The organism is Limosilactobacillus avium (assembly GCF_947381485.1).
GTDB classification, from domain to species: Bacteria; Bacillota; Bacilli; order Lactobacillales; family Lactobacillaceae; genus Limosilactobacillus; species Limosilactobacillus avium.
The window spans coordinates 1-23,552 of the sequence record NZ_CANCWN010000028.1; the positions used below are offsets into that span (position 1 = coordinate 1).

22 protein-coding genes are annotated in these 23,552 nt (G+C 48.0%); 6 read left to right on the plus strand and 16 right to left on the minus strand.

The features are described 5' to 3' along the window. Positions 1–58 precede the first annotated feature (58 nt). From QOS01_RS08335 to pth, 14 genes are all read right to left on the minus strand, one after another. A complete protein-coding gene (locus tag QOS01_RS08335; RefSeq protein WP_283621945.1) occupies positions 59–943 on the minus strand; it encodes a hypothetical protein in 885 nt (294 codons plus the stop codon). Then, positions 936–1,628, minus strand: a complete 693-nt coding sequence (locus QOS01_RS08340; RefSeq protein WP_204759012.1) for a hypothetical protein — start codon at positions 1,626–1,628, stop codon at positions 936–938. Before QOS01_RS08340 ends, QOS01_RS08335 begins: the two co-directional genes overlap by 8 nt. Next, positions 1,612–2,139, minus strand: a complete 528-nt coding sequence (locus QOS01_RS08345) for a hypothetical protein (protein WP_204759011.1) — start codon at positions 2,137–2,139, stop codon at positions 1,612–1,614. Before QOS01_RS08345 ends, QOS01_RS08340 begins: the two co-directional genes overlap by 17 nt. A gap of 831 nt (positions 2,140–2,970) precedes the next feature. Beyond that, positions 2,971–4,497 (minus strand): lysine--tRNA ligase, encoded by a 1,527-nt coding sequence (lysS, locus tag QOS01_RS08350; RefSeq protein ID WP_283621946.1) that lies wholly within the window; start codon positions 4,495–4,497, stop codon positions 2,971–2,973. Positions 4,498–4,512: 15 nt separating this feature from the next. Then, positions 4,513–5,523: a tRNA dihydrouridine synthase DusB gene (gene dusB, locus QOS01_RS08355; RefSeq protein WP_047770415.1), complete on the minus strand. Its 1,011-nt coding sequence runs from the start codon at positions 5,521–5,523 to the stop codon at positions 4,513–4,515. A 107-nt stretch (positions 5,524–5,630) separates the two neighbouring features. Beyond that, entirely contained in the window at positions 5,631–6,581 is a 951-nt protein-coding gene (gene hslO / locus QOS01_RS08360) for an Hsp33 family molecular chaperone HslO (RefSeq protein ID WP_283621947.1), read from the minus strand. Between the two features lie 73 nt (positions 6,582–6,654). Continuing rightward, positions 6,655–8,787, minus strand: a complete 2,133-nt coding sequence (gene ftsH, locus QOS01_RS08365; RefSeq protein ID WP_283621948.1) for an ATP-dependent zinc metalloprotease FtsH — start codon at positions 8,785–8,787, stop codon at positions 6,655–6,657. A gap of 84 nt (positions 8,788–8,871) precedes the next feature. After that, positions 8,872–9,414: a hypoxanthine phosphoribosyltransferase gene (hpt, locus tag QOS01_RS08370; RefSeq protein WP_283621949.1), complete on the minus strand. Its 543-nt coding sequence runs from the start codon at positions 9,412–9,414 to the stop codon at positions 8,872–8,874. Between the two features lie 11 nt (positions 9,415–9,425). After that, on the minus strand, positions 9,426–10,787 hold the full coding sequence (tilS, locus tag QOS01_RS08375; RefSeq protein ID WP_283621950.1) for a tRNA lysidine(34) synthetase TilS: 1,362 nt from the start codon (positions 10,785–10,787) through the stop codon (positions 9,426–9,428). Positions 10,788–10,791: 4 nt separating this feature from the next. Beyond that, positions 10,792–11,286 (minus strand): S1 domain-containing RNA-binding protein, encoded by a 495-nt coding sequence (locus QOS01_RS08380; protein WP_283621951.1) that lies wholly within the window; start codon positions 11,284–11,286, stop codon positions 10,792–10,794. A gap of 82 nt (positions 11,287–11,368) precedes the next feature. Then, on the minus strand, positions 11,369–11,725 hold the full coding sequence (locus tag QOS01_RS08385; RefSeq protein WP_222258891.1) for an FtsB family cell division protein: 357 nt from the start codon (positions 11,723–11,725) through the stop codon (positions 11,369–11,371). Between the two features lie 101 nt (positions 11,726–11,826). Continuing rightward, positions 11,827–12,093: an RNA-binding S4 domain-containing protein gene (locus QOS01_RS08390; protein ID WP_283621952.1), complete on the minus strand. Its 267-nt coding sequence runs from the start codon at positions 12,091–12,093 to the stop codon at positions 11,827–11,829. A 14-nt stretch (positions 12,094–12,107) separates the two neighbouring features. After that, positions 12,108–15,647: a transcription-repair coupling factor gene (gene mfd / locus QOS01_RS08395; RefSeq protein ID WP_283621953.1), complete on the minus strand. Its 3,540-nt coding sequence runs from the start codon at positions 15,645–15,647 to the stop codon at positions 12,108–12,110. Positions 15,648–15,665: 18 nt separating this feature from the next. Beyond that, on the minus strand, positions 15,666–16,226 hold the full coding sequence (pth, locus tag QOS01_RS08400) for an aminoacyl-tRNA hydrolase (RefSeq protein ID WP_047770396.1): 561 nt from the start codon (positions 16,224–16,226) through the stop codon (positions 15,666–15,668). 210 nt (positions 16,227–16,436) lie between these two features. On the opposite strand from pth, the gene cbpA reads away from it, so the two are divergent. Next, positions 16,437–17,075 carry a cyclic di-AMP binding protein CbpA gene (cbpA, locus tag QOS01_RS08405; protein WP_047770394.1) on the plus strand — a complete coding sequence of 213 codons (639 nt, stop codon included), beginning with the start codon at positions 16,437–16,439 and terminating at the stop codon, positions 17,073–17,075. Between the two features lie 43 nt (positions 17,076–17,118). Here the strand turns inward: cbpA and QOS01_RS08410 are convergent, their stop codons facing one another. Both QOS01_RS08410 and alr read right to left on the minus strand, forming a co-directional pair. Then, a complete protein-coding gene (locus tag QOS01_RS08410; protein ID WP_283621954.1) occupies positions 17,119–17,487 on the minus strand; it encodes a type II toxin-antitoxin system PemK/MazF family toxin in 369 nt (122 codons plus the stop codon). A 10-nt stretch (positions 17,488–17,497) separates the two neighbouring features. Beyond that, complete coding sequence (gene alr, locus QOS01_RS08415) at positions 17,498–18,622, minus strand: alanine racemase (RefSeq protein WP_283621955.1); 1,125 nt, start codon at positions 18,620–18,622, stop codon at positions 17,498–17,500. A gap of 282 nt (positions 18,623–18,904) precedes the next feature. On the opposite strand from alr, the gene QOS01_RS08420 reads away from it, so the two are divergent. From QOS01_RS08420 to dltD, 5 genes are read left to right on the plus strand one after another with little or no spacing between them, the layout of a single operon-like run. After that, complete coding sequence (locus QOS01_RS08420) at positions 18,905–19,042, plus strand: teichoic acid D-Ala incorporation-associated protein DltX (protein ID WP_082126064.1); 138 nt, start codon at positions 18,905–18,907, stop codon at positions 19,040–19,042. A 16-nt stretch (positions 19,043–19,058) separates the two neighbouring features. After that, positions 19,059–20,585 (plus strand): D-alanine--poly(phosphoribitol) ligase subunit DltA, encoded by a 1,527-nt coding sequence (dltA, locus tag QOS01_RS08425; protein WP_283621957.1) that lies wholly within the window; start codon positions 19,059–19,061, stop codon positions 20,583–20,585. Then, positions 20,585–21,808 carry a D-alanyl-lipoteichoic acid biosynthesis protein DltB gene (gene dltB / locus QOS01_RS08430; protein ID WP_283621958.1) on the plus strand — a complete coding sequence of 408 codons (1,224 nt, stop codon included), beginning with the start codon at positions 20,585–20,587 and terminating at the stop codon, positions 21,806–21,808. The genes dltA and dltB overlap by 1 nt, the downstream gene beginning before the upstream one ends. A gap of 22 nt (positions 21,809–21,830) precedes the next feature. Further along, entirely contained in the window at positions 21,831–22,070 is a 240-nt protein-coding gene (gene dltC, locus QOS01_RS08435; protein ID WP_283621959.1) for a D-alanine--poly(phosphoribitol) ligase subunit DltC, read from the plus strand. Next, on the plus strand, positions 22,063–23,358 hold the full coding sequence (dltD, locus tag QOS01_RS08440) for a D-alanyl-lipoteichoic acid biosynthesis protein DltD (RefSeq protein ID WP_283621960.1): 1,296 nt from the start codon (positions 22,063–22,065) through the stop codon (positions 23,356–23,358). Before dltC ends, dltD begins: the two co-directional genes overlap by 8 nt. Positions 23,359–23,552: the final 194 nt, after the last annotated feature.

Sequence of the window (23,552 nt, forward strand, 5' to 3'; positions counted from 1 at the left end):
ACTGGCGATCACCAATTGAGATCTTCTTGCTTAATCTACGTCACTGAATTTGTTCAAGTTATTTATTGCAATCTGCCTTATTTTTAAATCCAGCCTTCTTCGCTTGAAACATTTTTTGCAAGCATGGTAATAGAGACGTATACATATATAAGACTAGCCTTTCACCCTTTTCTAAGGCATTAGGGGTCATATACGGAACAGATTCATTTACAGATATAACCGTTCTACACCGATCATCCATTTTGAAACAAATATTATAATTATTACTATCGTCTACATTCAATTTTACTTCACGTAGGATTCCACCCGTACTAATGAAGGCCCTCGTTGCAATTAGTTTTATTGTTTCTTCAGACTTACTGGAAACAACATTTTCATCATCAAATACATTTCCCAAGAAACCAGAGATAGAAGTTATACCAATTTTGCTATTTAATTTTCCTTCATTTTCGGAATAAAGATAGACTAACCAATTAAAAAAGTCGCTACTTAGATTTTCTACTTCTTCATAATTTGCCTTACCTATTAATCTCAGTACTCGATCAATTTGTTTTTCCCTTGATTCTTCAATTAAGATAAAGAATTTTTGATTCATTTCAAAGAAAATAATATCTATATTTTCTAAATTAGTTCTCTCTTTTTTAGGTAAATAATGCTGATCGGAGTCAAATATTTTTCTTTTAGCATACTCTATACGAGCAGATGCTTCGACAAAGTTAATCTCTTTTCCGCCATATGAAAATGGTAAACTCTCTACCTCACCTATGTTATTCCAAGAATATCTATAATTTCTTTCCCCATCTGGAAGCCGTTTAAATTCTTCTTGATGACGTTTACTATGCCTTACTGGATCGTCACAATGTTCTGATCTCCATTGTTCAATGTCTTCTAGTGCTGTTATATTCTTTAGCTTAAAGATTGAAGTATATATACGACTATTCATCCGTTACACCCTTACACCTAAAATCACATATATGTACTTTACATAATAATGTACTAATCATTTTTTTCTTACTTTTCATAGCGTAATCTAACGAGATCTCTTGATTTTGAATTCTTTTTGGACAAATTTCCATTCCAACTGAGACTGTATATTTCTTATTAGCCTTTCCTTCGGAAAAATAACTGTTCAATACTAAAAAATGCAGTTGATTCATTTTCTCTGTAAAGCCTAATCCTTCTTGTTCTTTTCCTGAAAAATCCCACTTTTTATCTTCTTCAAGAGCTATATCAATATAGTTTGGATTAAAAAAGACTAGCAAATCAACATTTAATCTTTTCAGCATCCACATTGTCAGACTTCCGCCTGGAGTTATTTCATAATGCATATTAAGCCTTTGTGGCTCATATATATTATTATTATTTGGCTTAAATTTAACCTCATTCTGCTCACTTGTGATGTTTATTTTCATTGGAAAAAGAATATTTGTATATACATGATTTAAAATGGCAACTATACAGGTTACAAAAAATGTTACTAATAAACTTACTATCGTATTTTGAAGTGACCTATTATGAATTCCCATATTAATTAATAATTTCAATAATATATTAGCCTTATTGCTAACAATAATAGCCGTTAAAAAACCAACTAAGAACTTAGCTAAGGCTTCAAATACACTTTTCATTATTTAAAGCCTCATTTCCTACATTCACTATATCTATAAGCGTCTTAATTTCTTCGCCATTTTTTTCAAAATGTAGAATGCCTTTCTGAGTCAATTTTATTTTATTTCTATGTGTTTTCGAGAAAAAAGTTGCACTTAATATATATTTATATTCGTCACTCACTAAGTCAAGTAGAAGCTCTCTTGAAACTCTATCGTCTTCATCGCAAATTATCTCTCTATTATCACCATCATTTGTTTCACAATCTAAAAATGATATTCCTATTCTTTCTAAATTCAAAATCAAAAAAGCAAATTTTTGATCGGTCATTATTGCCTGTTTAATACCATACTCAATCCATTTAGCAAAAAATTCTTTTTCATTTAAAAGGCTATTTAGTTTCTGTGGATTATACTGAATTGCAAATGATCCATTAATTTTTCCTTCAATATAGTCAATATTCTCTTTTTTAAAATAGTCGCTGAAATTTTTATGCTGATCTTCTTGGTACAATATTTTATAGCTTTTCATAAAAATTCCGACTTTCTTTCATTCTAGCTTACTGTTTAAATAATACATTATGATTGCTTTACAATATAATTTAAATAAATCAAAAAGGAAACCTCTTTATGTAAGTCTAGCGTAAATTCTCTAAATACTTCAACTACAATCTATAAGAATTATTTTTTAATGTATTTTTACATCAATTATTTTAATTTCTGGCTTATAACTGCCTTTCCTACCAAATTTAAGCCTCTACAAATGCCATTATCTTAGGCTTTTCTCTTCATATTTCCCCATGACATTACTCAATAGTCGAAGGAGTAATTTCTAAAGCTAGGATCAAATAGCTTGATTAAAAAAGTCGAGAGTTATTTTTTCAACAATGCAATCTTTATCTGACTAAAGCCTTAATAAGAAACATTACTTCATCTCATTACCAAGCCAAAATAATATATAAAGTCATCAAAGATGATTATATTATTTTTTGCACGTTATTCTCTATTGCTTTAATTTGCAATATAAGCCCCTCAGAACGCTATAAAGGCTTATTCGATAAAGTTATTCAAATCATAAGATAAAACGCCACACAACGCTATACTAAGTGTTATATGGTAGCTTATAAATTCTAGGTTCTTCACCTTGCTATACTTTTCATTCATTTCATAAAAAAGGCTTCATCTCTCTAACTGAGAAACGAAGCCTTCATTTTTTATGCTAGCTTTTTCACCTAATCTTTTTTATTAAATTTGGTGTATTTCTGGTGTACACACACCATAATTACCGACTTTTCCAAGAATTAAGTCTAAAGTAGGCTGTTGTACTAAAGACGTCTAAACGCCTTTATATCAACCATCTAGCTTACTTCTTGTTATTCTTTTTTTTCTTGGAATCGTTCTTAGCTTCCTTTTCGGGACGCATTGTTGGGAAGAGAATGACATCACGAATCGACTTAGCATCAGTCAGCAGCATTACCAGCCGGTCAATCCCGATACCGAGTCCACCCGTTGGCGGCATCCCGTATTCCAACGCCTGAACGTAGTCTAAGTCGACTGGTTCAGCTTCATCGTTACCGTTAGCCTTTTCCTTCGCTTGCATTTCAAACCGCTTCTTCTGGTCGATTGGGTCGTTCAATTCACTGAAGGCATTCCCCAGTTCGCTCCCATCAACGTACAGTTCAAAGCGGTCAGTCATTTCTGGATTATCCTTGTTCCGCTTAGCCAGTGGTGAAACTTCAACTGGGTATTCATAAACAAAGGTTGGTTGAATAAGGGTATCCTCCACATATTCTTCAAAGAAGGCGTTCAGGATATGTCCCTTAGTCCAGTATGGCTTATATTCAATCTTGTGTTCTTCTGCCAGCTTCTTAGCATCTTCGTCCGTCATGGACTTGTCACTGAAGTCAATCCCCGTCTTTTCCTTAACGGCATCAACCATTGTGATCCGCTTGAAGTCGCCACCCAGGTCAATATCGTGTCCCTGGTAAGTGATCTTCCCATCGTCGGATACAACCTTGGCAGCTGCCTTGACGATTCCTTCCGTTTCGTCCATTACATCATGGAAGTCAAAGTATGCGGCATAGGTTTCCATTGTCGTAAATTCAGGGTTGTGGTGCGGGTCCATCCCCTCATTCCGGAAAATCCGGCCTAATTCGTAAACCCGTTCAAAGCCCCCGACAATCAACCGCTTCAGGTACAATTCGGTTGCAATCCGTAGGTACATGTCAATGTCTAGGGCATTGTGGTGGGTAATAAACGGCCGGGCATTAGCACCACCAGCCTGGGTGTTCAAGATTGGGGTTTCCACTTCAGTAAAGCCATGGTCATCCATGTACTTCCGCACAGCCTTGATAATTGCTGTCCGTTGGTGGAAACGTTTAAAGCTCTCAGGGTTAGAAATCAGGTCAAGGTAACGCTGACGATAAATCGTCTCGGGATCCGTAACCCCTTCCCACTTGTTCGGGAGTGGGCGCAGGGCCTTGGACAAGAAGGTAATCTTGTGGGCCCGCACAGTCAATTCGCCAGTGTTGGTCTTAATGACATCCCCGTAAATCCCCAGGAAGTCACCAATATCAGCCCGCTTGAAAATATGGTAAGGTTCGTCCCCCACCATGTCCTTACGTGCATAGACCTGAATCTTACCCGTCCGGTCAACAAAATCAGCGAAACCAGCCTTACCACTACTCCGCTTCCGGGTCATCCGCCCAGCAATGGTAACCATCTCGCCCATTTCATTTAATTCTTCTTTGTCATACTTGTCATATTTGTCGTGCAGATCTTGGGCCAGGTGATCACGCTTAAAGCGCCGGCCAAAGGGTTCAATCCCCGCCTCTTTTAATTCTTCCATCTTTTCACGACGAACACGCATCTGATCTAGTTCTTGTGACACAGAATTCTCCTCCTCTTATTGAGCTTCTTTAGTTGATCTTCTGCTCTCCCGTTCTGCTGTCTGTTCAGCAAAGCGGTCAAAGATATCGTTCATTTCCTGCCGCGTTTCGGCTTCTACTAAGGCCGCCTTGGCCCGTGCTGAGCGCGGAATTCCCTTCAAATAGTAAGTTGAAAGGCCTCGGAACTCACGCACACCGATGTATTCACCCTTGAGGTCAATCAAGCGGTTAAGGTGGTCCTTAGCCATCTTAATCTTCTCCTCGGCAGTCGCTTCCGGTAACAATTCACCGGTCTCCAAGTAGTGTTCGGTCCGGGTCAGCATCCATGGGTTCCCCATCGCAGCTCGGCCAATCATTGCAGCCGTTGCACCGGTCATATCAAGGACCTTCTTGGCGTCCTCCGGTGTCCGAATATCACCGTTAGCCATGAACGGGATCGTCAGTTGATCAGCAACCTCTTTTAGTATATTCCAATCTGCGTGTCCCGTATACATCTGTTTTCGGGTCCGACCGTGCATTGCAATCGCTGCCGCCCCGGCTTTCTCTGCGGCCAGGGCATTTTGGACGGCATAAATGTGCTTATCATCCCAGCCGGTCCGCATCTTCACCGTTACCGGCTTCTTGACGGCGTCAGTAACGTAGGAGACCATCTCGTAGACCTTATCCGGGTCAAGTAACCAGCGGGCCCCCGCATCGGTCTTAACCACCTTGTTTACCGGGCAGCCCATGTTAATGTCGATCACGTCCGCCGCCGTGTGTTGGTCAACGTACTTGGCAGCTTCAACTAGCGTTTCCTTTGTTCCCCCGAAGATTTGAATTCCCATCGGGTGTTCGCTCGGGTCAACATTCATCATATTCAAGGTCTTCTTGTTGTGGTACATGATTCCCCGGTCCGAAATCATTTCGCAAACCACGTAACCAGCACCAAACTTCTTACAGATGACCCGGAAGGCCGAGTTGGTTACCCCCGCCATCGGTGCCACGACAACCTGATTGGGAATCTCAACGTTGCCAATTTTCCACTTCATAAATTCACCTCATTGCTCACGTGCAACAGAGCTGGCTTCCAATTGCACTTAGATATAGTTCGATAACTCAACCATCATAGCACATCCACCGGTTGCTAACCAAGTAACTACTTTTTCTGATTCTTATTTTTCTTTTCCTTTTCCGCAATTTCCTTATCGGCCTCGGCATCGGCAACCTTCTTGTCGTAAATTAACTGCAGTTCTTCCTCACTGAATTCGTACTTCTTACCACAGAACTGGCAAACCGTCTCCGCGTGGTGGTCCTCATCAATTAACTTCTTCAGGTCAGCCGTGCTAATACTCTCCAGGGCCCGGGCAAAGCGCTGCTTAGAGCAGTCACACTCGTAGCGGACAGGCATGGTATCCAGGATCTTCAGTTGGTCGCCAAAGATCTTTTTGAGAATGTCTTCGGGTGTATCCCCGTCACGAAGCATTTCCGAAACGAGTGGCAGCCCCTTAAGTGTCTTTTCCAACTTCGTGATTTCCTCGTCACTGGCACCAGGAAGGACCTGAATCATGAAACCACCGGCAACTTCGATACTGTCGTCCGGGTTAACAAAAACAGACAGGCCCACCGCCGACGGAATTTGTTCTGACTGGGCGAGGTAGTAGGTAAAGTCATCACCTAGCTCACCCGAGACCAGGTTGACTTCCCCGGTGTAAGGTGTCTTGTCGCCAGGAGCCATCTTGGTAACGGAGAGGGTTCCCTTCTTACCAACCGCGCCCGCTACATCAATCTTACCCTTAGCATTAGCCGGCAGGTTTACGTGGGGGTTGCCCATGTAGCCCTTTACTGTTCCCTTGGCCGTCCCGTCGGCAACAATGTAGCCAACCGGGCCGTTTCCTTGGATCTTGACCGTCATTCCGGCCTCACCTTCCAGACCGGCAGTAGCCAACAGGAGGGTCCCAACTAAGGTCCGGCCCAGAGCTGCTGATGAAGCGCTCCAGGTGTCATGAATTTCGTGGGCCTTTTCCACTAACTGGGTAGCGTTGACGGCGTATGCCCGGAACTTGCCATCCTTACTCATACTCTTTACTAAATAATCCGTTGATTTCATTATTAATTCCTCCTCGCAATAAAAAATGGGAGAACCAGCCCTGCGGCTCAGTCACTCCCATTTTATCATTTTATTATTCTTGATGGTCAGAATGATCATCCGAATGGTCCTCATCATTAGATGGGCCCTCGTGAGTATCTGGCTTATCAGATTGATCGGCGTTTTCGTCACTTGGTAACTCATTATTGTTAGCCTTGTTTTCCCGCTTTTCATCTTCGAGCCGTTCCAGTGCCCGCTTTGATTCTTCAAAAGTTTGGGCATGGGCCTCTTCATTTGCTTCAGCATGGGCCTTTTCTGGAATCTTCCCGGTCTTGTACAAGCTCAGGATTTCCTTTTCATCAAGGGTCTCATACTTAAGCAGGGCCTCAGCAATTACCTTGTGCTGCTCGCGGTGGGTCTCCAGAATGTGAAGGGCCCGTTCGTGACCCTCATTAAGGATCCGGCGAACTTCCTCATCAATCAAGGCCGCCGTCTTCTCGGAGTAAGTTGATTGGTCATAACCCTGGCCAGTAAATACCTGACCGGAGCTCTGCAGTTCAACAGGGCCAATCTTGTCGCTCATCCCGTACTGGGTAACCATTGCCCGGGCAATTTGGGTTGCCTGTTCAAAGTCGTTAGAAGCACCCGAAGACTGGGACTTGAAGATCAGCTCTTCGGCCGCACGACCACCCATTAAACCGGCAATCTGCTCTTCGGCGTTCTTCTTGGACATCAGCATTTGGTCTTCCCGTGGCAGCATAATTGCGTAACCACCGGCTCGCCCACGCGGTACAATCGTGACTTTGTGGACAACCCGGGCGTCGTTTAAGACCAGACCAACAATCGTGTGACCGGCTTCGTGGTAGGCAACGGTCTTCCGCTCTTGTGGTGATTGAACCCGGTCGTGCTTGGCTGGACCGGCAATTACCCGGTCTTCAGCTTCATCCAAGTCGTCCGCGTCAATCTGGGTCTTGTTTCGCCGGGCTGCCAGTAAGGCCGCCTCGTTCAACAGGTTGGCCAGGTCGGCCCCAACAAAGCCAGGGGTTTGCTTGGCAATTTCCTTAAGGTCAACGTCAGGTGCCAATGGCTTGTTCTTCGCGTGAACCCGCAGAATTGCTTCACGGCCCTTAACGTCCGGACGGCCGACCAGGATCTTCCGGTCGAAACGACCAGGACGCAGCAAGGCAGGATCCAGAACATCGGACCGGTTAGTGGCGGCCATCACAATGACCCCTTCGTCACCTTGGAACCCGTCCATTTCAACCAGCAATTGGTTAAGCGTCTGCTCACGTTCATCGTGGCCACCGCCCATACCATTACCACGCCGGCGACCAACGGCATCAATTTCATCAATGAAGATGATCGCTGGGGCAGCCTTTTTAGCTTGGTCAAAGAGGTCCCGGACACGGCTGGCACCAACCCCGACGAACATTTCAACGAAGTCAGAACCAGAAATGGAGAAGAATGGGACTCCTGATTCACCGGCAACCGCCTTGGCAAGCAAGGTCTTACCGGTACCCGGGGGACCCTCAAGCAAGACCCCAGATGGAATCTTGGCGCCCAGCCGGGTGAATTTCTTTGGATTCTTCAGGAATTCAACAACTTCGACCAGCTCTTGCTTTTCTTCTTCCTCACCGGCAACATCAGAGAAACGAACCTTGTTCTTTTTGGCATCTGCTGGTTTAGCTTTTGTCTTACCAAAGCTCATTACTCCACGACCGCCGCCACCTTGGCCTGCTTGGCCCATCATCATGTAGAAGAAGAAAATCATGATGACCAGCGGGAGGACGGTTAAAAGTAAGTTCATCCAGACGCTGTTGGATTCCTCCGCCCGGGTACTCAGCTTAACATTGTGCTTGTTGGCATAATTCTGTAGTTGACTAACCGTAACGTCGCTTTCCAGGACAGAACTCTGGAACTGACTTACCTTATTGTTGCGTTGCGTGGTTAAAGCAAAAACGTTATTGGAGTCATTACTATTATTAGATTGGGGCTTGCGGTAAGTCCCGGTAACCTTGTAAACTCCACCATTCGGTTGTAGCTGGACACTCTTAACCTTATTGCTCTTCAGTTCAGAGATAAACTCGCTTTGGGTGACTGTCTTGCTTTGGCCAGTGGATTGGTTACCACCGAAGAAGAAGTAGGCAATTCCCATGATACACAAGAACATCACTGCGTAGAAGAGAACGTTATGAGTAAAATTATTATTACGCCGATTGTTGTTCATAACAACCTCCTATCTACCAGCAACAATTAATTGTACAAACTATAATAGCATACTTGACAATCTTTGACCATTAAATAGCTACTATTAGTCTTCGCTATAAACGGACGGCTTCAAAACGCCGACGTACGGCAGGTTCCGGTAGTATCCCTTGTAATCCAAACCGTAGCCAACGAGGAATTCGTTCGGGACCTTGAACCCGTAATATTCAACATTAACGTCAAACTCCCGGCCCTCCGGCTTGTTGAGGAGGGAAACCGTCTTAACGCTCTTGGCCCCCCGCTTCTTCAACAGCTTTACCAGGTAATCCAGGGTCCGTCCACTATCAACAATGTCTTCAGTAATCAGGACGTTGCGCCCTTTGACGTCGGCTGTCATGTCGTGGATGAGCTTCAATTGGCCGGTGGTTGCCGTTCCCCCAAAGTAAGTTGACACATCAATGAAGTCAATCTGGGCCATGATGTCCATCTTCTTAATTAGGTCGACCGTAAAGAGGACCGCCCCGGACAGGACCGAGACAATCAAAGGCTTCTTATCCCGGTACTCAACCGTCAACTGCTTGGCCAACCGGTCGATTGCCGCTTGAATGTCATCCGCACTGTAAAGCACCTTTTCAATATCGTTGTTCATAATCCTTCTCCTTATTTATCCTCAATGCTAACCACAACCTGCTGCCACTTCTGCCGGTAGTCTACCGGCCGGGTAAACCAACTCCACTTCCGACCGACGACCCAGACCACCTGGCCTAATGCATCGACCAGGACCAACTGCCGGTCCCGCACCTGTTGGGGAACCTTCTGGTCAATCAGCACCCGGCGGACCTTCTGGTGACCACCGTTTTTCAAAATGATGAAATCATCTGCTTGCCAGTGCCGCAACGTTAGTGGGAACTGGTCAGGGGCAAGCCACATTACCTGCCCGGCCCCTTTTTTAGGGCCCGCATTCACCATCAAATATTGCTTAGCATTGATAAAATATCGTTGGCCCAATTTTACCACAGACGCCGGTGTATTTTGCCGCTGGGCCGTGATTTTCTTCCGGGAAACCAGGAAGCACTCATCATACCGGCGCTGCAAAATCTCCACTCCTGGTAAGGTCAGCTGTCCCTGGGGCGCCGCCTGATCCGCCAGTAACTTCTCAATTGCGGTCAAAAGGGCCCGCTTAACGTTCAAAACGCCCCGTTGCTTTAACCATTCCAAAAGGAGGGCTCGCTGATCAGCCTGGTCGTAGCGGTGAAGGGCCACCAGGTCCAATTCATCCCCCGCACTGACAACTTTCAACTGCTTAATCAGCCAACGGTCCCGCCAGTCCAAAAGTTGCTGCAACTGTTCATGGTAGCTAGTCAGGTGGTCCAGCAGGCGCGGGTTCTCCTTCTGAAGGGTAGGAATGATCTCGTGCCGGTAACGATTGCGGGTAATGGCGAGGTCCTGGTTAGTGACGTCCTCAAACCACTTAACCCCCTGGGTCCGGGCATAATCAACCAGGTCCTGCTTGGCAAAGGGCAAAAGGGGACGGACCAGTTGACCACTAACAAAGGGCCGCTGGTCCGCAATTCCCACCAGTTCATCCAATTGGCCACCCCGGATCATTTTCATTAGCATTGTTTCCGCCAGGTCGTTTTGGTGGTGGGCGGTCACCAGTACCCGGGCGCTTCTTTGCTTCATTAAGTTAGCAAAGAAGCGGTAACGGTAGGCCCGACCAGCCGCCTCGACTCCGCTTGCCGGGTGGGCACTGCGCGACCAGTGGGTAACGGCCAGTGCCAGGTGGTGACAGTCACAATAGTCCCTGATGAATTGTTCTTCAACCGCGCTCTGATCACGCAGCTCGTGGTTGACGTGGGCGACAACCAGCTGGGGCCGCATCGTGACTGGCAACTTCTGCAAAAGGGTTAAGAGGACCATCGAGTCAACCCCGGTGGAGACCGCCACAATCACCGTATCCTGCTTACTAAAAAAGCGGCGCCTTTGCAGGTGCCGCTTAAATTTTTCTTCTAAGCTAATCATTAAGTTAGCTCCGCCGGCCGCCACGACCGCCACGCTTACCATCTGTCTGGCGCTTTAATGTTGAAAGCCGTGATTCACTTTCCTTTAAATAGCCCGCCAACATGTCGTTAAAGTCTTCGTGGTGGTGACTATTATTGTGGTGGTGCCCACCATTGAAACCGTGGTAATTATTTTGCCGACCATGGAAGTCATTATTGCGGTGATCATGGTGAAAGCCGCCATGGTGATTATCACCATGATAGTGACCATGTTCACGGTGTTCGTGCGGGGCGGCGTCCTTCATGGACAAGGCAATCTTACCGTCATCACCGATCCGGGTTACCTTAACCGTTACTGTGTCCCCTACTGACAGCACATCGTGTACGTCCTTGATATATTTATCAGAAATCTGACTGATGTGTACCAAGCCCGTTTGGTTATCATCTAAGTCCACAAATGCACCAAAATTCGTGATTCCGGAAACCTTACCGGAAACCTTTGCTCCCACTTCAATTGCCATGAAACTAATGGATCCTCCTCAAGTCGTCTAATTTAATCATTAATTGTAGATGAGTATAACATACCCCACTATGAAATAGTAACTAGTTATTTAAATTATAGATGGTTTCGCCCTTCTTTGAGTAATTGTACTTCGCTCGCAAAACCTGTTGAACGTATTCAGGGTCATGAAGCAGCTTAATCTGGTGCTTCAGGTGCCTGCTTGTCTGCTGCTGGTCCTTCAGCTCGGTCTGACAAGCCGCAATGTTGTTATTGACCTTGGCAAGGGTTCGTCGACTGCGAACGATCTGGATCCCGAGAACCAGGAAGATTACCAAAAAGGCAATAATAATCCGCTGGCAGCGACGTTTATGAAACTGCCGTCTTTGCTGATCAGCTGAAAACTTATGGACGTATGGCGTATCAAGCTGTGAAACTTTGTTACCGGTCCGGTTTTTCATAATTTCCCCTCACTTTACTGACTTATAACAGTTTAAGTATAGCAAGGTTACCAACCAAATGTCCACATCAATGTTAATTAAATATCAATTTTTTTATAAAGCTAGTCAAAATTCTCGGCATAGGTTTCGTCGAGGATCTCGTACATATCCTCAGCTTCACTCTTCTTGGTCGTTTCCACGATCCGGTTAATCTTAACCGTTTCTGTTTTATTGCCGAACTTAATGGTTAAAGTGTCGCCCACCTTCACCTTTGTCGATGACTTAGCTGGAAGGTCATTTACCAGGATCCGTCCCTGGTCAGCAATTTCCTTAGCCACTGACCGCCGCTTGATAATCCGGGATACCTTTAAAAACTTATCTAATCGCATTATTATTCCTCCATTTACTTACTACTTACCTTTTTACCGTCATCAGCGACCTCATTGCTGAGCCCGGTGATGAACTTTGAAAGCTGGTTTAACCAATCCGCAGTTGGCATCTTGGGCTGGATAACCAGACGAACCGTCAAACGATCATCCTGTTCCCCCAGAGTGGCCTTGAACTTGGTCTTGGTCAGCAATTTAATGATCGTCGGCGCCTTAATCAGGTGGCTCTCGACCTTCGTGAAGGTAATAAAGATGTTATCGCGCTGCCGCTTGACCTGCTCAATCATTGCCAGGTCGGCGTGCTGCTTAATCTTACTGATCAGCAACAAGTTACCAACCGCTGCCGGGTAGTCACCAAAGCGGTCAATCAGGTCCCCCTGAATGTCGAGGAGTTCCTCATCGCTTTGGGCCTGGCGAATTGTCTTGTATAGTTCGATCTTTTGCCGTTGGTCATTAACGTAACTGTCCGGCAGGTAGGCCTCGACCCCGAGTTCGACCTCGGCATCCGTCCGCTGGGTCTTCTTCTTGCCCCGCTTCTTGGCAACCGCCTCGTTCAGCATTGCCGAGTACAGGTCATAACCGACAGAATCAATAAAGCCGTGCTGCTGTTTACCCAGGATGTTACCGGCGCCACGAATTGCCAGGTCCCGCATCGCAATCTTGAAGCCGGACCCGAGTTCGGTAAAGTCACGGATGGCAGCCAGGCGCTTTTCACCGAGTTCGGTCAGGACCTTATTGGGCTGGTACATGAAGTAGGCATAGGCCACCCGGTTGCTCCGGCCGATCCGTCCCCGGATCTGGTAGAGCTGGGCAAGCCCCAGGTGGTCGGCATTTTCCACGAACAGGGTGTTGACGTTGGGAATATCGACCCCGGTTTCGATGATCGAGGTGGTAACCAGGACGTCATAGTTTCCCTGAATAAATTCGTACAGGACCGTCTCGAGCTCGTTTTCACTCATTTTGCCGTGAATGTAACCAATCTTGGCCTCCGGGACTAGTTCCTGGAGGCGCATCACCGTCTCTTCGATGTCGCCGACCCGGTTGTGGAGGTAGTAGACCTGACCTCCTCGCTGCATTTCACGGAGGATACCGTCGCGAATGGCCCCGGCATTTTGCTCCATCACGTAGGTTTGGATGGGAAAACGCCCCGCTGGTGGGGTCTCGAGGACGGACAGGTCCCGCACACCAAGCATCGACATGTTCAGGGTTCGGGGAATCGGGGTCGCGGTCAGGGTCAAAACATCGACGTTGTTCTTTAGTTCCTTCAGTCGTTCCTTATGCTTGACGCCAAACCGCTGCTCTTCGTCAACAATGACCAGGCCGAGGTCCTTGAAGTGGACATCCTTCGACAGGATCCGGTGGGTCCCGACGACAATGTCAATTGTCCCGTCGGCCAGGCCCTTATCAGCAGCCTTCAATTCCTTACCCGTCTTGAACCGGGACATAAGGGCAATCTTGACCGGGAAGCCGGCAAAGCGCTTGCTCAGCGTATCAAAGTGCTGCTGGGCCAAAACGGTAGTTGGTACCAAGAAGGCGACCTGCTTACCGCCCGTGACCGCCTTGAAGATTGCTCGCATTGCCACTTCCGTTTTTCCGTAGCCGACGTCCCCCACTAACAAGCGGTCCATCGGCCGGGGCTTTTCCATGTCCTGCTTGACTTCCTTAATACTCCGCAGCTGGTCGCGGGTCTCGTTATACGGAAAGTTAGCGTCAAACTGGTTCTGCAGGTAGTCATCCTTGGGAAAGGCGTACCCCTTGGCCGCTTCCCGCTTGGCATAGAGGTCGACCAGCTCATCAGCGATATCCTCAACTTTAGAGGCCACCCGTCGCTTGGTCTTCGCCCATTCATTACCACCCAGCCGGTTGATCCGGGGGTGTTTGGACTCTGATGAGACGTATTTCTGAACCAGATTAAGCTGGGTAACCGGGACGAAGATCTGGGCGTTGTTTCGGTAGTTGATGATCATGTAGTCCTGGTGAACACCATCAACTTCCATGGTCTTGATACCACTGAAAATCCCAATCCCGTGGTTGACGTGCACAACGTAGTCACCGGGCTTCAAGTCGGTGTAACTCTTTAGCCGTTCAGCGTTGGCAAGCTTTTGGGGCCGGTGGCGGCCCTTTTTGACCTGCTTGAACATCTCGCCCTCGGTTATCACTACCAGGCCGGCCGCCGGCATTTCAAAGCCGTTGTTTAAACTCCCCGCCACGAGCTGGACAACGTTGACCCTTAAGTCAGCGGTGCTTGTTTCGGTCACTTGAACATCAAAGTCACGCATCGTCTGGGCGATTTGCTTACGGCGCTCCTGGTTGGCCGCCATCAGGACCACCGTCTGCCCCTGGTCACGCCAGCGCTGCAGCTCACTCTTTAACAGGGGCAGTTGGCCAAAGAAACGCTGCATGGGCCGGCTAGTGAGTTCCGTTAGTTGGTCGAGGGCAAGGTTACCGACCCCCTTTTTAAACAGGGCCCCCAAGACCTGGGCGTGACCATCTGCTTGTACCAATTGGGCAAAGTCATTGCCAACGGTGGGAACCTTCGTCAGCTGGTGGTACTTAACCTTGTCCTCTAACCAGCCCTGGTCCTCATCTGCCAGCTTCTTGGCACTGTCTTTCAGGCGGGCAAAATCATCCAAATAGATGATTCCCTGGTCGCCGAGGTAATCAATCAAAGAGTGTGGGCTTGGGTAAAGGAGGTTGCCAAATTCCAACAGTTCACTTGGTAGCTGATGATCCTTTAAAGCCGTCAACAGTGGTGTAAAGCGGTTGTTAACCTGTTGAGTGATGTCCTCATCGCCATCTTTTAACCCAGCCGTGATGGTGTCATACTCCTGTTTAATTGCTGCCGTTACCCGGGGGAACTCCGCCGGTGGCAGGATCAAGTCAGTTGCTGGCAGGATTTCGACCTGCTTAACATTGTCGATACTCTTTTGGGTGCTGGCGTCAAAGTAGCGCAGGGAGTCGATCTCAGTGTCAAAGAGGTCGACCCGGACCGGGTTATCCGTATTTAGGGCGTAAATATCAATGATCGAGCCCCGGACAGCAAAGTCACCGGGCCGTAAAACCATCTTTTGCAGTTGGTAACCCATGGCGCTCAACTGCTGACGGGCCTTTTCGGGATCAATTTCACCGCCCACCTTCAGCTGGAGGGTTGCCTGGGCAAAGAAGGCGGGGCTGACGACGTTCCGTCGCATCCCCGCTACCGAGGTCACAACGACGACTGGACGGTTACTACTGAGGGCATTCAGTGCCTGGACCCGTTGAAGGCGGTAGTTTGGAGAACTGGTGGCCACCTCAGCCGCCAGGACCTCCTCGACCGGGAATTCGAAAACCTGGTCCGCCGGTAACAGGTTACTGAAGTCATCCGCTAGTTCTTCCAGGTGCCCCAGGTTATCGGTGACCACCAGGAGGGGCTGTTGACGGTCCTTTAACAACTCCGCTAACACAGCCGTCCGTGCCGAACCCGAAATGCCGGTAATCAGTTGGCGCTTCCCGGGCACTGCCTCCTTACTAATCTTTTTAAACTCTTTTGTTTTAGCAATAAAGTTTCCCAGACGCACTCCTCTTTTGCACCTCTCTTAGTTATAATCGTTCATCAATTTGGCAAAGTCTTCCCCGTTAATCCAGTCTTCCAGCGCATGTTCAGCCTGCTCAACCGCGTCGTCAAACTTAGGCCGCTCTTCCTTGGTAAACTTGCCCAGGACATGACTGACAACCGTCCCGTGTTGGGGGTGGTCAATCCCCAGCTTGACCCGGTTAAAGTTCTTCGTACCGAGGGCACTGATAATACTCTTTAATCCGTTATGGCCACCGGATGCCCCGTGGGTCTTAAGACGGACCTTGCCAACCGGCATGTCGAGGTCATCGTTGACCACCACCAGGTCCTTAAGGTCGAGGTTGTAATAGTCCACGAGGGGCCCTACTGCCCGGCCCGAATCATTCATGAAGGTTGTCGGCTTAACCAGCATCACCTTTTCGCCATTGATGACCCCACTGACGGCCACCGCTTCCTGTTTTAAATGGGTAAAGGCCCCGAGGTGGTAATCCAGGGCCAACTGGTCGACAACCATGAAGCCCGTGTTGTGCCGCGTCTCGTCGTACCGTGAGCCAATATTTCCTAAACCGACGATCATTTTCATTGTATTTTTCTCCCCTTTTTAATGCAAAAAGGCCGCACGGGAATAAACCCCGTCCAGCAATAATATCTTTATCATTATACAGTAGAAGCGCCCAAAACTAAAACGATTGGTGTCCTGTGGAGCCCTCTAATTTTTCTCATTTTATTCTCATTCTGTTTTCGAAATATGTTATGATTGGAGTGCATTAAATAGGATTCGAGGAAGTTAAAAATGATTTTTAGTTCACTAATTAAGAAAAAAGACACCCTGACGACTCTGCCCGAGACCGCCACTTTAGGTGAAGCCCTGGCGTTGCTTGAGGATACTGGTTTTCGGTGTGTGCCCGTCCTCGATAAGAGTGGTCACATTTTTCGGGGAAACATTTATAAAATGCACCTTTACCGCCATAAGTCCCGGAACGGTGACATGTCCCTCCCCGTTACCGCCCTTTTGAAGAACGCCACCAAGTTCGTCTCCATCAAGGCCGAATTTTTCTCCGTCTTCTTCGCCATGCGTGACCTACCATACATTGCTGTCCTTGACGATGAGAACCAGTTCTATGGCATCCTCACCCACAACAGCATGCTCCGGATGCTCGCTGCGGGGTGGAACGTTAACAACGGCAGCTACGTTTTGACCGTAACCACTCCGGACGAACGTGGTTCTTTGATGAACGCCAGCAAGGAAATTACCCGTTACTGCCAGATTGTAAACGTCATTTCCTTTGACCCCGAACATTCAGCAATGAAGCAGGTCCTCTTCACCCTGCCGGCGAATGTTGACCACGACAAGATGATCAAGGTGGTTAAACGGTTGGAAAAGAAGGGCTTCAAGGTCCCTGAGATTGAGGACCTCCACAATCAATACTAAAAAGTAAAGAGGAGCGGAAAAGTTGTGACTTTTCCGCTCCTCTTTATTTTTTGCCGATTGTCATTAAGCCGAGGCTAATCTTAAGCGCCCGGTCAACCTCTTTCATCCGTTGCGGGCCGATCTTAGCAATCCGGTCCTGAAGGCGTTGCTTATCAATTGTCCGCACCTGTTCCAAAAGGATCACCGAATTATGGGCCAGCGGTGTCTCCGCCTTGGTCAGTAAAACGTGCGTTGGCAGGCGTTTCTTTTGGACCCGGGTTGTAATTGCCGCCACAATCACCGTTGGGCTGTGTTGGTTGCCCACGTCATTTTGCAAGATGAGGACCGGGCGAACACCGCCCTGTTCGGAACCCACAACCGGTGACAGGTCAGCAAAGTAGATTTCCCCACGGCGCACCCGTTCTTTTGCCATCGCTTACCTCTCAATAATGATAAACCCGGTGGACCCGGTTACTAATGTTCGTCAGGATTTCGTAGTTGATCGTCCCGACCTTGTCGGCCAGGTCTTCGGCAGTAATCGTCAGGTCACCAGATTGGCCCATCAGTACTACCGGTGTACCAACCGGGTAGTATTTCGGCAGGCGAACCATCATCTGGTCCATGCAGACCCGGCCGGCAATGTCACAGTAATGACCATCAATTAACACCTTAAAGCCGGTCAAGCTCCGCGGGTAGCCATCGGCATAGCCAATCGGCAAAGTTGCCAGCCACTCGTCCTTAGCAGCAGTGTAGGTGGCCCCGTAGCTCACCGACCGACCGGCCTTTAACTGCTTAACAAAGCAGATCGTGGTCTTCAGGGTCCCAATCGGCTTTAACGGCAAGTTCGCCTTTAGTTCCCGGCCCGATGGGTTGTAGCCATACATTGAAATCCCCATCCGCACGGTATTAGCGGTAATTTGGTCCCGGTGCCATAACCCGGTTGCCGAATTAGCCATGTGAACGTACGGCGGCAATTGGTCAAGGCTGCCGATAAATTTTTGCCAGCGGTGGACCTGCTTTTCAAAGTACTGGTCATCAGCACTATCAGCCGTTGCGAAGTGGGTAAAGACCCCTTCAAATTCGAATTCCGGGTTTTGCTCAACCATCTCAACCGCCCGGTGGAACTCATCCAGGTCGGTAAAACCGATCCGCCCCATCCCGCTGTCAACGCCCAAGTGGACCTTGAGGGGCTTTTGCCAGGTAAACTGTTGGGCAAGCCGGTGGTACTGCTCCAGCCAGTCCACGGAACCAACCGTGAGGGAGACACCCGCCTCCGCCGCCACGTTGGCCTCTTCGACCGGGGTAATTCCCAAAACAAGGGTCATTGCCTCAACCCCACTGTCCCGGAGCTCTAAGGCCTCGTCCAGAATAGCAACGCACATTCCCGCTGCCCCGGCCCGCAGTGCTGCTTGCGAAACCGCCAGCAGACCGTGACCATAGGCGTTGGCCTTCACAACTGCCAAAATTTTACTTCCTGTCGGCAATGCAGTCCGTTGGGCACGAATGTTGTCCTGTAAAGCCTGCAAGTCAATAACATATTCGGTATTTCGTAACCGACCAGTAATCATTTTTGTTCACTTCTCATTCCTATTTTTCAGTATCGGATACAATTCTAGCAAAAATGTCCTCCCAACGCATAAATCATTTCAAATTTAACCTAAACATAACTAATTTTCCTCTTTGCTTACCAGGTAAATTGACATATAATCCAAGTTGCTATAATCATTCCCACCCCAATAAGTTATAAAAAGGTTAAAATTACCGCGACGCTTCCCCAATTGTGTCGCAGCGCAGTACACTCTTGTGGTAGGATTAGCTATTGATAGCGAAAGGAGTGATTCATAATCTTGATCCAAAGTATTAAGAATCATCCCACACTAAAGTTCATCTTAAAGACGGTCTTCTATTTTGCCGTAATCGTTCTATTAATTTACTTGTATGGATATTACGGTGCAGGACAAGAACCGTTTATTTATAATGAATTCTAACGTGGAGGAAAGAAAATTGAATACAAACATTGTTACTGACTTTGACCAGATCGCCACTGCTACCCCTGACCAGGTCGCCTACGACGAAATGGGCAAAGTTACCACCTATGGGGAATTAAAAGCCGCAAGCGATAGCCTGGCAGAATGGCTTGACCAGCAAGGGCTAGCCAAGCATAGTCCCCTCCTTGTGTTTGGGGACCACCAGGTTGAAATGGTGGCGTGTTTTCTGGCAGCTCTGAAAACGGGCCACGCCTATATTCCGGTAGCATCGGATTCGGCGTTACCCCGAATCCAGTCCATCCTCGATACTGGTCAGCCAAGCCTGGTGATTGGAATCGAGGACTTCCCTGCTGACCAACTGACGGTCAAAGTACCGGTGGTTGATGCGCAGCAAGTTGGAGACGCCATCAATGCGCACCACCCATTCACGTCTAAGGATCCTGTCCAGGGTGACGAACTTGCCTACATCCTGTTTACTTCCGGGACGACCGGTTCACCAAAGGGGGTTGAGGTGAGTCACGACAACCTGAAGACCTTCGTCGATTGGATGCTGGGGCCCGATTTTAACTTGCCAAAGAAGACTAATTACCTCGGCCAGCCCCCCTATTCGTTTGACCTGTCAAACATGTTTCTGTACCCCGCCCTACTGAGTGGCAGCACCATCAAGGCGATTCCCCACAACGTGGTTGAAAACTTTGGCCAGCTCTTTACGGCCTTACCCAAGCTTGGCTTTAACGTCTTTGTTGGGACGCCGTCATTTGCTGACATGTTGATGCTCAGTCCGGCCTTTAGTGAAAAGCAGATGGGTGACCTCCAGTACTTCCTGTTCTGCGGGGAGGAACTCACGGTCAAGACCGTGAAGAATTTAGAGCAACGGTTCCCACACGCCCACATTTTCAACACGTACGGACCGACGGAAACAACGGTCGCCATTTCGGGAATCGAAATCACCCCGGAGATGGTTGCCAAATGCGACCGCCTGCCCGTTGGTTATGCCAAGCCGGACACGACCCTTTCAATCTGGAAGGGTGACCAGCAATTGACCACCCCGGGCGAACAGGGAGAAATCATCATTGCCGGTAGTAGCGTTGCCCAAGGGTACATGAATAACCCGACAAAGACTGCCAAGTCATTCTTTAAGCTCAACGGGCAAAATGCCTACCGGACCGGTGATGCTGGGGTTCTGGACGAGGACGGTCTGCTCCACCACAAGGGCCGGATGGACTTCCAAATTAAGCTCCACGGTTACCGAATTGAGCTTGATGAGGTCCGGGCCAGCCTAGAAAAGAGCCCGCTGATCAAGCAGGCGGTCGCCCTGCCAAAATATAATCAAAATGGTCAGGTTACCCACTTGATTGCCGCGGTAATTCCTCAGGAGCAACCAGACGACCCGGCTAAATTAACGGCCGCCATCCGGGAAAGCCTAAAGGGCCTGATTATGCCCTACATGATGCCAACCCAGTTCACTTACCGCACCAGCTTCCCAATGTCTGCAAATGGCAAGATTGCAGTTAAACAACTGATCAAAGAGGCTAACGAATAATGATTAACTGGATTGCTAGTCTCCCTAACTTCAGTGCTTATGGCACCCCAATGTATTTTTTCTATTTAATCCTTGCCATCTTACCATTGGGGATTGGCCTTTACTTCGGAAAACGGTTCAGCTGGTATGAGGCCTTAATTAGTTTCATCTTCATTTTCCTGATGTTTGACGGGAGCAGTTGGCAACAGGGAATTTCCCTGATTGTCTACGTTATTTATGAAACCTGCCTGGTGATGTATTACACCCGCTACCGTAAAAAGCAGAATGGGTCTGGAATCTTCTATTTGATTTCCGGCCTCGCCATTTTGCCACTGGTCATCGTGAAGCTTTCGCCGGCAATGGTAGGTCATAACTCACTGCTCGGCTTCCTCGGAATCTCTTACCTGACTTTCCGGGCGGTCGGAACCGTGATTGAGACCCGGGACGGAATGATCAAGGAAATTTCCCCATGGAAGTTTATCCGCTTCATTCTCTTCATGCCGACCATTACTTCGGGGCCAATTGACCGTTACCGGCGCTTTGAAAAGGATTACCAGAAGGTTCCCAGCCGGGACGAATATTTACAGCTAGTCAGCAAGGGGATTTTTTACCTCTTCCTCGGCTTCTTATACAAGTTCGTCATTGGTTACTTCTTTGGCCAACGCTTCTACCCGTACTTTGAGCGATTGACCCTGGCAGAACACGACCCCTTCAGCTGGCACATGCTGGGGGTCATGTACACCTATGGTTTCTACCTGTTCTTCGACTTCGCCGGCTACTCCCTGTTTGCGGTGGCTATTTCCTACTTTATGGGTGTCAAGTCACCGATGAACTTCAAGCAACCGTTCAAGTCCAAGAACATCAAGGAATTCTGGAACCGGTGGCACATCAGCCTGTCCTTCTGGTTCCGGGACTACATCTTCATGCGCTTTGTCTTCATGGCCACCAAGAAGCGATGGTTCAAGAACCGGAACGCCCTTTCATCAACCGCCTACATGCTTAACATGGTTCTGATGGGCTTCTGGCACGGGATTACCTGGTACTACATTCTCTACGGCTTCCTTCACGGGATTGCCCTGGTGGTTAACGACTGGTGGCTCCGCTATAAGCGTAAGCACCTGAAGAAGCTACCCCATAATAAGTTCACAACTGGTGTGGCCATCTTTATTACCTTTAACTTTGTAATGTTTACATTTTTGATCTTTAGTGGTTTCCTGGACACTTTCTTCTTTAGCAACCACTAGTATTTTGAGGAGGATTTATATTATGCAAGAACAAATTATTAATATTTTAGCTGATGCAACTGGTCGGGACGCTGCGGACTTCAGTGACGCTAGTCAAGACCTATTTACTAGCGGCCTGCTGGACTCCATGGCCACGGTTAGTCTGCTGTTAGGGCTGCAGGACGAATTTGGTGTCCAAGTTCCGGTTTCTGAATTTGACCGGAGTCAGTGGAACACCATTGAAAAGATCGAACAACGGGTAAAGGAGCTTCAAAATGCATAGCCACCGGAAACTGTGGTCCATCTTTGGCCCGGTTATCCTTGCCTTCGTGCTCGTGATCATTCTTTTTTCCCTGCCGATTAAGAACCATCACACTACCGCAACTGAAAAGCAGGCGGCGGTTTCCCTTAGTCCCATTGTCTTCAAAAACCAATCGATCAAGCAACAGGCACTGAGTGATAAGCAGACCAAGTTTGTACCGTTCTTTGGGTCGAGTGAACTGCGGCGGATGGACCGCTTCCACCCGTCAGTGATGGCGGCCCGCTACCACAATTACACGCCATTCCTGTTTGGCTCCCGTGGTACCCAATCTTTGCCCCAGTTTTTCAACATTAATTCAATGGAAAACCAGCTGACTGACCAGAAAGCCGTCTACATCATCTCCCCGCAATGGTTTACCAAGCAGGGGGTCCTGCCACCGGCATTCAAGTATTACAACGGTTCATACGCCGATTTGACGTGGCTGCAAAAGGCCAACCCTAATTCGCCATATGACCGTTACACTGCGCGTCGGCTGATTGCATTGATTGGTAAGGACGGGACAGTCGGGGCCGATGCTCGCAAGATTGCAATGGGCAAGTCACTTAATAGTTGGGACCGGCTGGTCATCAAGACCCGGTTGGGGATGCTGAAGCATGAGGACGCCCTCTTCTCGGAGTTCCAGCTCAACCGTAACTACCAGCGTTACATCCTGCCGAACATTAAAAAGCTTCCCAAGAAGTACCACTACAATACTCTCTACAAGGAAGCCGTGGCGGTCGGTAAGCATGACACCACTAACAACCAGTTCAATGTCAAGAATAGTTTCTACGCGAAGCGCATCAAGCCGCACTTAAAGGATGTCAAGGGCTCACAAAAGCACATGAACTACACGAAGTCGCCGGAGTACGGTGACCTGCAGGTCGTGTTAAACGAGTTCCGCAACACGAACACCAACGTCCTCTTTGTGATCCCACCGGTTAATGCTAAGTGGGAAAAGTACACGGGACTGGACATGCAGATGTACTACCGGACCGTTGACAAGATCAAGTTCCAACTGCATGAACAAGGTTTCAACAACATCTTGGACCTTTCACATGACGGTGGCAAGGAATCGTTTATGGAAGATACGATCCACATTGGCTGGGCCGGCTGGGTTAAGTTTGACAAGGTAAGCAATGCCTTTATCAGTCATCGCCAACCCGCTCCCCACTACCACCTCAACGACAAGTTTCTCCAGTCAGATTGGACAAATCTCAATCCAACCCCTGCTAACTTGACCAGGTTTAAGGAACAACAATTGAATCGTTAAGATACACAAAAGGAGCTACACGTAATTGTGTGGCTCCTTTTGTGTATCTTAAATTCGCTAGACTATTCCTTATCCGTAAGCACACCATAACGACACGTATTGAAAAAGGCGGTCGTAATCCTCAAGCTTGGATCACGATCGCCCTACTTATTGGTGACAATTCTCTTGAATTACTTTTGCCCATGGCAAATAAG

Excerpts from the sequence above, each read along its gene's own strand:
- QOS01_RS08335 (WP_283621945.1), bottom strand. The coding sequence starts at position 943 with ATGAATAGTCGTATATATACTTCAATCTTTAAGCTAAAGAATATAACA.
- QOS01_RS08340 (WP_204759012.1), bottom strand. The coding sequence starts at position 1,628 with ATGAAAAGTGTATTTGAAGCCTTAGCTAAGTTCTTAGTTGGTTTTTTA.
- QOS01_RS08345 (WP_204759011.1), bottom strand. The coding sequence starts at position 2,139 with ATGAAAAGCTATAAAATATTGTACCAAGAAGATCAGCATAAAAATTTC.
- dusB (WP_047770415.1), bottom strand. The coding sequence starts at position 5,523 with ATGAAGTGGAAAATTGGCAACGTTGAGATTCCCAATCAGGTTGTCGTG.
- hslO (WP_283621947.1), bottom strand. The coding sequence starts at position 6,581 with ATGAAATCAACGGATTATTTAGTAAAGAGTATGAGTAAGGATGGCAAG.
- ftsH (WP_283621948.1), bottom strand. The coding sequence starts at position 8,787 with ATGAACAACAATCGGCGTAATAATAATTTTACTCATAACGTTCTCTTC.
- hpt (WP_283621949.1), bottom strand. The coding sequence starts at position 9,414 with ATGAACAACGATATTGAAAAGGTGCTTTACAGTGCGGATGACATTCAA.
- tilS (WP_283621950.1), bottom strand. The coding sequence starts at position 10,787 with ATGATTAGCTTAGAAGAAAAATTTAAGCGGCACCTGCAAAGGCGCCGC.
- QOS01_RS08380 (WP_283621951.1), bottom strand. The coding sequence starts at position 11,286 with ATGGCAATTGAAGTGGGAGCAAAGGTTTCCGGTAAGGTTTCCGGAATC.
- QOS01_RS08385 (WP_222258891.1), bottom strand. The coding sequence starts at position 11,725 with ATGAAAAACCGGACCGGTAACAAAGTTTCACAGCTTGATACGCCATAC.
- QOS01_RS08390 (WP_283621952.1), bottom strand. The coding sequence starts at position 12,093 with ATGCGATTAGATAAGTTTTTAAAGGTATCCCGGATTATCAAGCGGCGG.
- pth (WP_047770396.1), bottom strand. The coding sequence starts at position 16,226 with ATGAAAATGATCGTCGGTTTAGGAAATATTGGCTCACGGTACGACGAG.
- cbpA (WP_047770394.1), top strand. The coding sequence starts at position 16,437 with ATGATTTTTAGTTCACTAATTAAGAAAAAAGACACCCTGACGACTCTG.
- QOS01_RS08410 (WP_283621954.1), bottom strand. The coding sequence starts at position 17,487 with ATGGCAAAAGAACGGGTGCGCCGTGGGGAAATCTACTTTGCTGACCTG.
- alr (WP_283621955.1), bottom strand. The coding sequence starts at position 18,622 with ATGATTACTGGTCGGTTACGAAATACCGAATATGTTATTGACTTGCAG.
- dltB (WP_283621958.1), top strand. The coding sequence starts at position 20,585 with ATGATTAACTGGATTGCTAGTCTCCCTAACTTCAGTGCTTATGGCACC.
- dltC (WP_283621959.1), top strand. The coding sequence starts at position 21,831 with ATGCAAGAACAAATTATTAATATTTTAGCTGATGCAACTGGTCGGGAC.
- dltD (WP_283621960.1), top strand. The coding sequence starts at position 22,063 with ATGCATAGCCACCGGAAACTGTGGTCCATCTTTGGCCCGGTTATCCTT.